General features: G+C 69.6%; 6 protein-coding genes. 4 read left to right on the plus strand and 2 right to left on the minus strand.

The genetic code is table 11. The annotated features are described in order from the left end of the window. Positions 1–96: 96 nt before the first annotated feature. Positions 97–4,059 (plus strand): ATP-dependent RNA helicase HrpA, encoded by a 3,963-nt coding sequence (gene hrpA / locus AC3A3X_RS02800; RefSeq protein WP_487581624.1) that lies wholly within the window; start codon positions 97–99, stop codon positions 4,057–4,059. Positions 4,060–4,144: 85 nt separating this feature from the next. On the opposite strand, the gene AC3A3X_RS02805 is transcribed toward hrpA, so the two are convergent. Then, positions 4,145–4,693: a hypothetical protein gene (locus AC3A3X_RS02805; protein WP_487581533.1), complete on the minus strand. Its 549-nt coding sequence runs from the start codon at positions 4,691–4,693 to the stop codon at positions 4,145–4,147. A 74-nt stretch (positions 4,694–4,767) separates the two neighbouring features. Between AC3A3X_RS02805 and AC3A3X_RS02810 the strand changes: the two genes are divergently transcribed. Both AC3A3X_RS02810 and AC3A3X_RS02815 read left to right on the plus strand, forming a co-directional pair. Continuing rightward, entirely contained in the window at positions 4,768–6,936 is a 2,169-nt protein-coding gene (locus AC3A3X_RS02810) for a RelA/SpoT family protein (protein ID WP_487581534.1), read from the plus strand. A 54-nt stretch (positions 6,937–6,990) separates the two neighbouring features. Continuing rightward, the gene (locus AC3A3X_RS02815) at positions 6,991–8,640 is read left to right on the plus strand and encodes a tetratricopeptide repeat protein (protein WP_487581535.1); all 1,650 of its coding nucleotides are present in this window, start codon (positions 6,991–6,993) and stop codon (positions 8,638–8,640) included. A 93-nt stretch (positions 8,641–8,733) separates the two neighbouring features. Here the strand turns inward: AC3A3X_RS02815 and AC3A3X_RS02820 are convergent, their stop codons facing one another. Then, positions 8,734–10,839, minus strand: coding sequence for a glycosyltransferase (locus AC3A3X_RS02820; protein ID WP_487581536.1), 2,106 nt, complete (start codon positions 10,837–10,839; stop codon positions 8,734–8,736). Positions 10,840–10,964: 125 nt separating this feature from the next. Here AC3A3X_RS02820 and mrcB point away from each other — a divergent pair, with 125 nt between their 5' ends. Then, positions 10,965–13,370, plus strand: coding sequence for a penicillin-binding protein 1B (gene mrcB, locus AC3A3X_RS02825; protein WP_487581537.1), 2,406 nt, complete (start codon positions 10,965–10,967; stop codon positions 13,368–13,370). Positions 13,371–13,374: the final 4 nt, after the last annotated feature.

The raw sequence follows: 13,374 nt of genomic DNA on the forward strand, positions 1-13,374 counted from the left end.
TGTTTTTCTCCCTTCGATGAGGATTGCGGGCGACAATAGACCTCGCCGATCGCAATTTGAAATGGTTTTTGGCTTGCAGTTTGATCGATGAAATCAATGGACCCGGCGCAGTCTAGACAGCCCGATGTCAGTAACGCGTTACGCCAGGCCCGGCGCGCCATCGATGGTGCGCTGAGTCGCGACCGTGGGCGGCTGCAAGGGTTGTGGTCGCGCTGGAGCGGGAAGCCGGCGGACGAACGTGCACGCGAGGCCTTCGTCCAGGCCCTGAGCGCATCGGTCGCGCAACGCCAGGCGCGGGCCGCGGCGCTGCCGCAGGCGCCGGTCGACCCTGCTTTGCCGATTGCGGCCGAAGCCGAGCGCATCGTCGAGCTGATCCGCAAGCACCAGGTCATCGTCATCGCCGGCGAGACCGGCTCGGGCAAGACCACGCAGTTGCCCAAGCTGTGCCTGGCGGCCGGGCGTGGCGCCGCCGGCATGATCGGCTGCACCCAGCCGCGCCGCATCGCCGCGCGCGCGGTCGCCCGTCGCGTGGCCGAGGAGCTGCAGACCCAGCTCGGCGGCGCGGTCGGTTACCAGGTGCGGTTCACCGAGAACGTGGGCGAGCAGACCGCGGTCAAGTTCATGACCGACGGCATCCTGCTGGCCGAGATCCAGTCCGATCGCTGGCTGTCGCGCTACGACACCATCCTCATCGACGAGGCGCACGAACGCAGCCTCAACATCGACTTCCTGCTCGGCTACCTCAAGCAGTTGCTGCAGCGTCGCCCTGACCTGAAGGTCATCGTCACCTCGGCGACGATCGACACCGAGCGTTTCGCCCAGCACTTCGGCAACGCACCGGTGGTCAATGTCGAAGGCCGCGGCTATCCGGTGTCGGTGCGCTATCGCCCGCTCGGCGAGGGCGAGGAAAACGGTGAACAGCCCGGCGAACAGAACCGCGATCGCAGCGTCAACGACGGCATCGTCGCCGCTTGCGATGAAATCACCCGCGAGGACCCACGCGGCGACGTGCTGATCTTCCTGTCCGGCGAGCGCGAGATCCGCGACGCCCACCAGGCGCTGGAGCGTCGCAAGTACCGCGAAACCGAAGTGCTGCCGTTGTATGCGCGGCTGTCGGTGCGCGACCAGGATCGCGTCTTCAATCCAGGCCCCAAGCGCCGCATCGTGCTGGCCACCAACGTCGCCGAAACCTCGCTGACGGTGCCGCGCATCCGTTACGTCGTCGATCCGGGCCTGGCCCGCGTCAAGCGCTACAGCCCGCGCGGCAAGCTCGACCGGCTGCACATCGAGCCGGTCAGCCAGGCCAGTGCCGACCAGCGCAAGGGCCGCTGCGGACGCATCAGCGAAGGCACCTGCTATCGCCTGTACTCCGAAGCCGACTTCCTGTCGCGGGCGCGCTACACCGATCCGGAAATCCGCCGCGCCGCGCTGGCCGGCGTGATCCTGCGGATGCTGTCGCTGGGGTTGGGCAACATCGAGGACTTCCCTTTCCTGGAGCCGCCGGATCCGCGCGCGGTCGCCGACGGCTGGCAGCAACTGGGCGAGCTGGGCGCGGTCGACGAGTCGCGCAAGCTCACCGCCACCGGCAAGCTGATGTCGCGCCTGCCGGTCGACGTGAAGCTGGCGCGCATGCTGGTCGCCGCCAACCAGCACGGCGTGCTGCGCGAGATGCTGGTGATCGCATCGTTCCTGGGCATCCAGGACCCGCGCGAGCGTCCGGCCGATCAGCGCGCCGCCGCCGACAATGCCCACGCCCAGTTCGCCGATCCCAAATCCGAGTTCGTCGGCATCCTCAAGCTATGGGAGGCCTACCAGGCCGCGCACGAAGAACTCACCCAGTCGAAACTGCGTGGCTGGTGCGAGAAGCACTTCGTCGGCTTCCTGCGCATGCGCGAGTGGCGCGAGCTGCACCGCCAGCTCAGGCTGATGGGCGATGAGCTGGACTGGAATAGCGAGCCGCGCGCCGGCGAGTTCGACCAGGCCGTGTACACGACCCTGCACCGGGCCCTGCTTGCCGGCCTGCCGACGCAGATCGGCTTGCGCAGCGAGCGCGGCCAGTACGACGGCCCGCGCGGTCGCAAGTTCCAGTTGTTCCCGGGCTCGCCGTTGGCGAAGAAGCCGCCGCCGTGGGTATTGTCGGCGACGTTGCTCGACACCGAGCGCGTGTGGTCGCTGACCAACGCTGCGATCGAACCGGACTGGGCGATCGCCGAGCTTCCGCACCTGCTGGCGCGGCGCCAGCACGACCCGCGCTGGGCGCGCTCGCAGGGACGCGTGGTCGGCAGCGAGCAGATCAGTCTGTTCGGCCTGGTGCTGGCGCCCAAGCGCCCGGTGCACTACGGCGCGTTGTTCCCGGAAGAGAGCCGGGTCATCTTCGCCCGCGACGCGCTGGTCACCGGCGAGATCAACACCCGCAGTGCGTTCCTGGCGCGCAACCTGGCCACCCTGGCCAAGGCGCGCGACGAGGAAGCCAAGCAGCGTCGCAGCGGCCTGGTCGTCGAAGAAGAATGGATGGCGCAGTGGTACCTCGACCGGCTGCCGCCGCAGGTGCACAACGCGCAGGCGCTCGATGCCTGGTACGGCAAGCTGCCGCCGGCGGAGAAGACGGCGCTGGAGTGGTCGCTGACGGACCTGATGGTGGTCGACGAAAGCGACGCGCAGCGCTTCCCGCCCTACCTGGCACTGGGCAACGCGCGACTGGCGGTCAAGTACCGCTTCGAACCCGGTGCCAGCGATGACGGCATGACGCTCGCGGTGCCGCTGCATCTGCTCAACGCGCTCGATCCGGTGCGGCTGTCATGGCTGGCGCCGGGCTTCGTCGCCGACAAGGCGGCGGCGCTGATCAAGACACTGCCCAAGACCTTGCGCCGCAACTTCGTGCCGGCACCGGATTTCGCCCGGGCCTTCTTCGAGGCCCATCCGCAGGCCAGCGCCGACAGCATCACCGGTGAACTGGCCCGTTTCCTTTCGAAGCTCGGTGGCGTCGCGGTCGCGGCACTGGACTTCGATGAGGCGGCGCTGGAGCCGCATCTGCGCATGAACCTGCAACTGCTCGAAGGTGGCGGCAAGGGCGAGAGTCGCAACGTGCTGGCCGAATCGCGCGACCTCGAGGACCTGCGTCGCCGCTTCGGCGAACGCGCGGCGGCGGCCTTCGCGGCCCGTGCCGCCGACGGCCTGGCGCAACAGGGACTGACGACGTTCCCGGATGCGCCGATTCCGGCCTCGGTGGCCGGTGCCGGCGGCGTCCCAGCGTACCCGGCGTTGCACGACGATGGCGAGAGCGTGTCGCTGCGCGTGCATGCGCAAGCAGAGGTCGCACGCCGTGAGCATCCGCGCGGCGTGCGCAGGCTGCTGGCGATCGCGCTGGCGGACAAACTCAAGCAGGCGCGCAAGCAGTTGCCGGTCACACCCAAGATCGGGCTGTTGTACGCGGCCATCGAGTCGGCCGCACCGCGCAACGATGGCCTGAAGGAAGGCGACCGCCTGCGCCTGGACCTGGTCGACGGCGCGTTCGCCTCGCTGGCCGCCGATGATGCCGGGGCTGACATCCGCGACGCAGGCACATTCGCCGCCCATCGCGATGCCATCGCGCGGCAGCTGTTCGCCGACGCCATGGAGCGCTTGCGCCAGGCCGAGACCATCCTGGGCGCCGTCGCCGAGGCGCGTGCCAAACTTGAGTCGCCGCTGATGGGCTGGGCCAGCGGCAACCTCGACGACATGCGCGCGCACCTGGCGTCGTTGACGCCGCCGGGCTTCCTGCGCAACGTCCCGGCGCAGGCATTGCGCGAATATCCGCGCTACCTGAAGGCGTTGGCCCTGCGCGGCGAACGCGCGCTGCGCGATCCGGTCCGCGACCAGGCGCGGATGCTCGAGATCAAGCCGTTTGCCGACGCGCTGGCCAAGGCCGGGGCGGAAGGCGTCGGCGACCAGCCCGAGTGGCAGGCCCTGCGCTGGGACCTGGAGGAACTGCGGGTGTCGCTGTTCGCGCAGGAACTGGGTGCCCGCGGCGGCGTGTCGCCGAAGAAGCTGGCGCAGCGCCTGGTGCAACTGCGCCGATGAATTGCCGCGGCGAACCGCAACGCGCTGACTCGCCGTAACCGCGCCGGCGGCGGCGCGCCTCTGGCGAGCAACGCACCATGGTGGCTTACTTGACTCGCTGCACCTTGGCGCGGGTATTGAAGCCTTCGACCGACAGATACCAGCCCGAGCCGATCACGCTGGGAGTGATCTTGACCTTGGGATTGGCGTCCTTGATGCCGGAGAGCGAGGCATCGTCGACCTGCTGCCAGACCTGGCCGTTGTCGAGGGTGAAGCTGCGACCCTTGCCGAAGCCGGTGAAGTTGCTGGTGATCTTGCCGTCGACCGGTTCACGAGATACGGAAGCGAACAGGCCGCGACGGTCGCCCTCGCCATTGTCCTGCCTGGCGGTCTCGGCGGCCTTGGCGGTTTCGACCTTGAGCTTGCCATCGAGCCAGTCGTTGAGGCTGGCCAACTGCTCGGGACTCAGGCGGTCCAGGCCGGCGGCCTTGAACTGGTCCTGGCTCATCTGCTGCTCGATCTTCTGCTGGGCGAGCGACGCTCCGGCAAGGGGCAGCAGGACAGCAATCCCGAGCAGGCGCAGTGCGGTCTTGCGGAGCGCGCTGTTACCGAGCGTGCTGTTACGGAGCGTGGTGCAGGGGTGGGTCGGGCGCATGCGCTGTTCCTCCAGACGGTTGCCCGCTAGTGTAGACCGCGTCGTCCAGGATCGTTCCACGCCACTCCCCCGCCATGGTCACCGAGACTCCACAGCTTGCCGCCGTGCTGGCGCATCCGGTCGCCGCCGGCATCGCTGCGCCCTTGCGCAAGGCGATGGAGAAGGCGGCGGCCGCGCCCGCGGCGTTGGACGATGCCGACGATCCGCCCCAGGTCGTGGCGAGCATGCTCGAGGCGCTGGTGCTGCTCGGTGCCGATGGCGACACTGCGGCGGCGGCGATCCTGCACACGTATCCGGGCTGGCGGGCCGCACTGGGCCCGGTCGAGCGCGACTTCCCGGCGGTCGCCCCGCTGATCGAAGGTCAGCGCGCGGCCGCGCAGGTGTGGGCGCTGCATGCCGAGCGCCATGGCCAGGCCGGCAACGAAGGCCTGCGCCGGCTGCTGCTGGCCATCGTGCGCGACCTGCGCGTGGTGCCGATCCTGCTGGCGCGCCAGCTGGCGCGGATGCGCCACGCCGAACCGTTGCCGGACGAGCAGCGTCGCGAACTGGCGCTGCTCACCCGCGACATCCACGCGCCATTGGCCAACCGGCTGGGCATCTGGCAACTCAAGTGGGAGCTGGAGGATCTCGCGTTCCGCTACCTGGAACCGCAGACCTACCAGCAGATCGCGCGCCTGCTCGACGAGAAGCGCGTCGATCGCGAACGCTACATCGAACAGGTCAAGGGCACCTTGCGGGAGGCGATGGCGACACAGGGCGTCGCCGCCGAGATAGCCGGCCGGCCCAAGCACATCTACAGCATCTGGAAGAAGATGCAGCGCAAGAACGTGCCGATCGGCGAGCTCTACGACCTGCGCGCGGTGCGGGTGCTGGTCGACAGCCTGGCCGATTGCTACGCCGCGCTCGGCGTGGTCCATGCGACCTGGGCGCCGATCCCGAGCGAGTTCGACGACTACATCGCCCGGCCCAAGCGCAACGACTACCGCTCCCTGCACACCGCCGTGGTCGGGCCGGAAGGCAAGACCCTGGAAGTGCAGATCCGCACGCACGACATGCACCGCCAGGCCGAGCTGGGCGTGGCGGCGCACTGGAAGTACAAGGAAGTCGGCAGCCACAGCGCCGACGCCGCCTTCGACCGCAAGATCGCCTGGATGCGACGCCTGCTGGAAGGCTCGGGCGAAGGCGGGCGCGAGGACGGATCGCTGTCGGGCGAGTTCGATACCGAACTGGTCGAGGACCGGATCTACGTGCTGACGCCCAAGGGCGAGGTCATCGACCTGCCCACTGGGGCGACGCCGCTGGATTTCGCCTATCACGTCCACACCGAGGTCGGTCACCGCTGCCGCGGCGCCAAGGTCGACGGCCGCATCGTCCCGCTCGACCACAAGCTGCGTACCGGCGACCGCGTCGAGATCATGACCGCCAAGACCGGCGAACCCCGTCGCGACTGGCTGATCGCGGCCAACGGTTTCCTCGCAAGCAGCCGCTCGCGCGACAAGGTGCGGGCGTGGTTCCACAAGCTCGATCGTGCCCGCAACGAGAGCGCCGGCAAGGACCTGCTCGACAAGGAGCTGCGCCGGCTCGGCCTGCTCGGCGCCGACCTTGCCCCGGCCCGGGAGAAGTTCAACCTCGGCAGCGATGGCGAGGTCTACGTGCAGGTCGCGCTGGGCGACATCGGCCCGCACCAGGTCGGTCGCGCGCTGCTCGAGCACGAGCGCGCGGCGACTGCGGCGGCGGCCGATGCAGCTACCTCCGGCACCATTGCCACGCCGACACCGCCACGACGGGTCCCGCGCAGGACCACCGACTTCACCGTCGAGGGTGTCGGCAACCTGCTGGTGCAACTGGCGCGTTGCTGCCAGCCGTTGCCGGGCGAGCCGATTGTCGGCTACCTCACCCGCGGCCGCGGCGTCACCGTGCACCGCCCCGACTGCGCCGCCTTCCAGCGCCTGGCCGCGTCGCAGCCGCAGCGCGTGCTGCCGGTGGAGTGGGGGCGCGCGGGCAGCGGCTACGAGGTCGACATCGAGGTGCTCGCGCTCGACCGCAAATGGCTGCTCAAGGAAGTGACCAACCTGATCGCCCAGGGCAACGCGCACGTGCTGAGCATCAGCAGCGACGTCGAACGCAATGGCGCCCGCGTACGTCTGCGCCTGCGCCTGCGCGTGGGCGATTACGGCCAGCTGTCGACGTTGCTGGGCAAACTGGCGTCGCTGCCCGGGGTGGAGCATGCGCAGCGACGCTGAACGCCGGGCATCGCCGTCCACATCCTCTCACCGACATGACGCTATGCTTGGCGCGTGACATCAGCAACGCCACATGAACCGGGGAAATTCAGCGCCGGCGGCGCCGACGGCGATGACGGCCGGTCGGCGCGTCGCGACCGGGTCGAGCCGCAGTCGCCGCGCTGGAACGACTGGCAATGGGGCGAGGACGAGCGCGAGAACGACCGCGGTGGTCGCTGGGCCGACAACACCGCAAGGCGCATCCGCTGGCGCGGCTGGGGCATCGGCGTCATGGCCGTGGTCTCGCTGGCGCTGCTGTTGCTGCTGCTGCGGCAACCGCTGTCGAACTGGCTGTGGCCGGATACGCGCGCACAACAGTTGCAGGCCGATGCCGCCCGCGCCCTGCAGCAGGGGCAACTGACCTCGGCCGACGGTCGTGGCGCGCGCGAGCTGTATGCGGCCGCGCTCGCGCTCGATCCGGATCGCAGCGAAGCGCGCCAGGGCATGGCCAGGGTCGGCCAGCAGGCGCTGGTCCAGGCCGAGCGCGCGCTGCAGCAGCGCAATTACCAGCAGGCCCATCGCATGATCGCGCTCGCCCGCGAGCTGGCGGTTCCGCGGGCACGCGTCGATGCGCTGGAGCAGCGCGTGCGCGAACGCGAGGCCGGCGATTCGGGCGTCGACAGACTGCTCGCCCAGGCCGCCGCCGCGCGCAAGGCCGGGCTGCTCGACGGCGGCGACAATGCCGCGCTGCCGCTGTACCAGCGTGTGCTGGCACTGGAGCCGAACCGGACCGAGGCGCTGGAAGGCCGCGAGGATACCCTCGCCGACCTGCTGCAACAGGCGCGGACCTCACTGGCGCGGGGCGAACTGGCCGAAGCCTCGACGCGGACGCGGCGCGTGCAGGCCGCCGACCCGGGACACGTCGACCTTCCCGATGCATTGGCCGGACTCAACCGCGCCGCCGAGCAACGCCGAGCCAGTGCCGATGCCGAACTCCGCCGCGGCCGCCTGGGCGAGGCGCTCGAGGGATACCGCGCAGTCCTGGCGGCGATGCCCGACGATGAGCGTGCGCAGCGCGGCATCGCCGCGGTCGCCAACGCACACGCCGGCCGCAGCCAGCGTTATGCCGGCGACTTCCGCTTCGGCGATGCCGAGAACGAACTGGCGCAGGCGCGCCGCATCGACGCCAATGCGCCGGGCGTCGCCGCTGCCGAACAGCGCCTGGTGCAGGCGCGGCAGTCGCAGCAGCGCTACGACCAGAAGGTACCGACCGCCGAACGCCAGCGTCGCCTCGACCAGTTGCTGGCCGATGCCGCCCAGGCCGAATCGCGCGGCGACCTGCTGACGCCACCTGGCGACAGTGCGTTCGACAAATTGCGCGCGGCGCAGTCGATGGCGCCGCAGGATCCGGCGGTGCGCTCGGCGATGAAGCGCCTGCTGCCGGCGGCGCAGCGTTGCTTCGAAGCAGAACTGCGTGGCAACCGCCTCAGCCGCGCGCGTGAATGCCTGGATGCGCGCGCCGTGCTCGAGGGCGATGGCGCGGCAGTGCGCGACGCGCGCCGGCGCCTGGCCCAGCGCTGGATCGCCGTCGGCGACGAGCGCCTGGGCGCGGGCGAACTGGGCGCCGCGCAGGCGGCGCTGGTGGCCGCGCGCGAACTGGATCCGCAGGCCAGCGGCCTGGGCGAATTCGCCGACCGGCTGCGCCGCGCCTCCGCGGCGAACTGACCGCTTTTGCGTAGGAGCGAGCTTGCTCGCGATCAAGCTTGTCAGCAGTGTCACCGCCTGATCGCGAGCAAGCTCGCTCCTACATGAGAGGCATCAGCCGGCAGACCGCAGCAGCACCCGTCGTACCACCTCGCGCCCGGCATCGAGCGAGAAATGCCGCTCGACGTTGGCCAGGCCGTTGTCGGCCAGGCGCTGCCACAACGCCTCGTCGCGATACAGCCGCAGGACCGCTTCGGCGAAACCGGCGGCATCGTCGGCCACCAGCACGTCCTCGCCGTTGCGCAGGTGCATGCCTTCGACCGCACAAGCGGTGGCCACCACCGGCTGGCCGTGGGCCATGCTGAGGTTGACCTTGCCCTTGACGCCGGCGCCGAAGCGCAAGGGCGCGACGGCGATGCGTGCGCCATCCATGTAGGGCGACAGGTCGGGCACGTGGCCGTGGATACGCACGCCCGGTTGCGATGCCAGCGCATCGATCTCGGCAGTGGTGTCGCTGCCGATGCAATGGAAAACGATGTCCGGTGCCTGTGCGCGAACCTGCGGGAAGACCTCGGTGACGAACCAGCGCACGGCATCGACGTTCGGCGGATGGCGGAATCCGCCGACGAACACCAGGTCGTTGCGTTGCCCATGCGGCTGGCCACGGCCGTGGACGTGGTGCAGGTTGGAGAGGATCTCCACCTTTGCCGCCGGTGCATCGACTGCGAGCAGGCGGCGCTCGACATCGCTGACCACCAGCGTCGCGTCGCTGCGCGCGATCATGTCCAGTTCCAATGCGCGGGTGCGCTCGGATGCGCGCATCAGCGCCTGGTCGTGCGCCAGCTCTGCGCCGCGGCGCTCGCGCAGGTAGTGCAGATCGACGGTGTCGAACACCAGCCGCGCCTGCGGCGCATGCTTGCGCAGCAGCGGCAGCCATTCGCGCAGGACGTAATGGCGGCAGACCAGGACCGTGTCGAAGCGATGGCCGTGCTCGCGGATCCAGCAGGCCGGCGTGCCGAAGAACGGCGCGTACCAGGCCTGCACGCCAAGCTGCTGCAGTCGCTGCGTGTGTGCGCCGGCATGGTTGAGGTCGGTGGGAACGAAGGTGACGTGCGCGCCTTCGTCCAGCAGCAGGCGCATCAGGTTGACCATGCGCAGCGAAGCCGAGTCGTGGTCAGGCCGCGGCGTGGCGCTGTCGATGATGAGGATGCGTCGCTGGCCCTTGGCGGCCGAGGCCAGGTCGGGCGGGGTGCCATCGGACCATTGCCGTGACAGGGCGGTGCGCCACTTGTCGGCAAAGGTATGGCGGTTGCGCACCTGGTGCGCCTTGACGCCCTGGTTGACATCGGTGCCGGCCGTCACGCCTTCCAGGTGCACGACCTGGGAGGCCGGCTGGTACAGCACCCGATAACCGGCGTCACGCACCGCGAAGGCGAGATCGGTGTCCTCGAAGTAGGCCGGGGCATAGCGCGAGTCGAACGCGCCGATGCGCTCGAACAACTGGCGCGGAACAGCTACTGCCGCGCCGGAACAGTAGTCGGCGGCGCGGACGTGCGAATAGCGCGGGTCGTTGGGACTTTCGAACTTGCCAAGGTTGTGGGCGTTGCCGTCGGCGAACACCAGCCCGCCGGCTTCCTGCAGCCGCCCGTCCGGATAGACGAGCTGCGCGCCTGCGAGCCCGGTGCCCGGGTGCTGGTCGAACGTCGCCAGCAGCGCATCCAGCCAGCCCGGCTGCGGCAGTGTGTCGTTGTTGAGGAACACCACGTACTCGCCACGCGCCAGTGCGGCGCCGTCGTTGCAGGCGGCGATGAAGCCGCCGTTCTGGCGGCGACGGTGGTAGGTCAGGCCGTCGACCTGCGGCAACGCGGCCTCGGTCTCGTCCGACGAGCCATCGTCGACGACGATGATCTCGATCGCGCATTCCGGCGGATACGCGGCGATCGCGCGCAGGCACGACAGCGTGTGCGCGAACTGGTTGTAGACGGGGATGACGATGCTGGCCCTGGGCTGTTCCGACCGTGGCACCGCGAACGGCGCAAACGGGGCCCGGTCCGGCAGGAAGAGCTCGGGCCGGTGCGCGGCCGGGACGCGGTGGAACTGACGGGCGACACGCTGCCAGGTGGCCTCGATGCCGCGCGTGCGCAAGCTGGTCAGGCCACGCCGGAGCAGGCCGGTCCCCCGATCGAAGTAGAACCGCACCTCGGTCCAGCTCAGGCCCATCGAACGCTCGTCATTCTGAAGATTCCTTAACGCAGACTTTGCCGCCGCCCCGTCCGCGCGGGGCGGCGGGCCGGCTGCGATAGACTCGCGGCCACGAGGGCGCAGCCCCAACATTGTCCCATGCCGTGGCCCGAATCGATTACGACGAAGACGAAACCGCAGACGACAGCCAGTCCCCGCAATGGCGGCGACGCCTGGTCACCTGGCTGCTGGCCGCGGTGGGCCTGGGCCTTGGCTTCCTCATTCCCTACACGCTGTACCTGAACCACGAAGTCAGCGAACGCTTCGGCCAGCTGCGCTGGCAGATTCCGACCCGGGTCTATGCGCGGCCGCTGGAACTGGCCCCGGGCCTGACCCTGGACGCGGCCACGCTCAAGACCGAACTCGACGCCGCCGCCTACCACGCCGGCGATGGCGTGCGCCCGGGCAGCTACTCGCGCACCGGCGGACGCTGGCTGATCTCCAGCCGCGGTTTCAACGATGTCGACGGCGCGGTGCCGGCGCGACGCATCGACGTCGTGCTGTCCGGCAGCCGCGTGGCCTCGGTGCGCGATGCCGGGAAGAAGCGCGAACTCAAGACGGTGCGGCTCGACCCGGCGCGCATCGCCACGCTGTACGGCCAGAAGCAGGAAGAGCGGCGCCTGGTGCGCCTGAAGGAAGTACCCGAGCTGCTCGTCACCGGCCTGCAGGCCGTCGAGGACCGCGACTTCAACAGCCACCACGGCATCGACGTGACCGGCATGATCCGCGCCGCCTTCAAGAACGTCGCCGCCGGCCGCGCAAAACAAGGTGCCAGTACCCTGACCCAGCAGCTCGCCCGCAGCGGCCTGCTCGGCATCGGCCGCGAGCAGACCCTGACCCGCAAGGGCAAGGAGATCCTCTACGCGATCCTGATCGAGGCCCGTTACGACAAGGGCACGATCCTGGAGGCGTATTTCAACCAGGTCTACCTCGGCCAGCGCGGCGCGCAGGCCATCCACGGCGTCGCAGCCGGCGCCGAATTCTGGTTCGGCCGCGACCTGGCCGACCTGAGCACCGAGCAGATCGCGCTGCTGATCGGCATTGTCCGTGGCCCCTCGTACTACGACCCGCGGCGCAATCCCGAGCGCGCGCTGGAGCGGCGCAACTTCGTCCTCGGCGAAATGCACGAGACGCAGCTGATCAACGACGCCGAGTACCAGCGTGCGCTGAAGGCGCCGCTGGGCGTGACCAGGGATCCGGGCAGCATCGCCGCCAATCGTTTCCCGGCCTATGTCGATCTGGTCCGCCGCCAGCTCGCCCGCGACTACCCGGCCGATGCATTGGCCGGCGCCGGACTGAGCGTGATGAGCGGCATGTCGCCATCGGCGCAGGCGATGGCCGAAGGCGCGGTCGCCCGTACCCTCAAGAGCCTGGACAACAAGCGCCGACCGCCGCTGCAGACCGGCCTGGTGGTGACCGACGTCCACAACGGCGAAGTCGTCGCCGTCGTCGGCAGCCGCAGCGTTGCCGAGCACGGTTTCAACCGCGCGGTCGAAGCGCAGCGCCCGGTCGGTTCGCTGCTCAAGCCGTTCGTGTACCTGCTGGCGTTGGCGCAGCCGGGCAAGTACTCGCTGGCCAGCTGGGTCGACGACTCGCCGGTCACTGTCGCGCTGGGCAAGAAGAAGAACTGGAACCCGGGCAACTCCGACGGCCGCAGCCACGGCACCGTGCGCCTGATCGATGCGCTGGCGATGTCCTACAACCAGGCCACGGTGCGCGTGGGCATGCAGGTCGCGCCCGAGCGCATCGCCAGCCTGATCAAGACCCTGGCCGGCATCGACACCGAGCCCAATCCGGCGCTGATCCTCGGCGCGGTCGACCAGAGCCCGTACGCGATGGCGCAGCTGTACCAGTTCCTCGCGTCCGGCGGCGAGATCCAGCCGCTGCATGCGGTGCGCGGCGTGCTCGACGCCAACGGGCGCGCGCTCAACCGTTATGACAAGGACCCGGCGCCTGCGCAGGAAGGTGACGCGATCGCCGCGCGCCTGATCACCATCGCCCTGCAGCAGGCGGTATCGAACGGCACCGGCACCCAGCTGGTCCGCGACGGCCTCGGCCGCCTGTCGCCCGCGGGCAAGACCGGCACCAGCAACGACGGCCGCGACAGCTGGTTCGCCGGCTGGACCGGCGACCATCTGGCGGTGATCTGGGTCGGCAACGACCAGAACCAGACCACCGGCCTGTACGGCGCCACCGGTGCGATGCGGGTGTGGTCGGCGATCTTCTCGCGCCTGCCCAGCGCACCGCTGAAGGTCGGCGACAAGGGCCTCGACTGGCAGTGGACCATCGCCAGCAACACCACCGATCCCGATTGCGTGGGTTCACGTCGCTTCGCCTATGTCGCCGGCTTCGCTCCCGCCTATGCGCCGTGTCCTGCGCCGGAACCGGTGGCCGAAGACGGGCAGGGCGGTTGGCGCGAATGGTTCGGTTTCGGCCGCAAGGATGAGGAGCAACCGGCCGAGCAGGCTGCGGAGGCGCCGCCGCCGCAGCAGCAGGAGAATCTCCCGTGAGGAG

It is taken from the genome of Lysobacter sp. Soil_N_23, assembly GCF_057656135.1.

Bases quoted from the DNA above. Each gene is read 5' to 3' on its own strand.
- hrpA (WP_487581624.1), top strand. From the start codon at position 97: ATGGACCCGGCGCAGTCTAGACAGCCCGATGTCAGTAACGCGTTACGC.
- AC3A3X_RS02805 (WP_487581533.1), bottom strand. From the start codon at position 4,693: ATGCGCCCGACCCACCCCTGCACCACGCTCCGTAACAGCACGCTCGGT.
- AC3A3X_RS02810 (WP_487581534.1), top strand. From the start codon at position 4,768: ATGGTCACCGAGACTCCACAGCTTGCCGCCGTGCTGGCGCATCCGGTC.
- AC3A3X_RS02820 (WP_487581536.1), bottom strand. From the start codon at position 10,839: ATGGGCCTGAGCTGGACCGAGGTGCGGTTCTACTTCGATCGGGGGACC.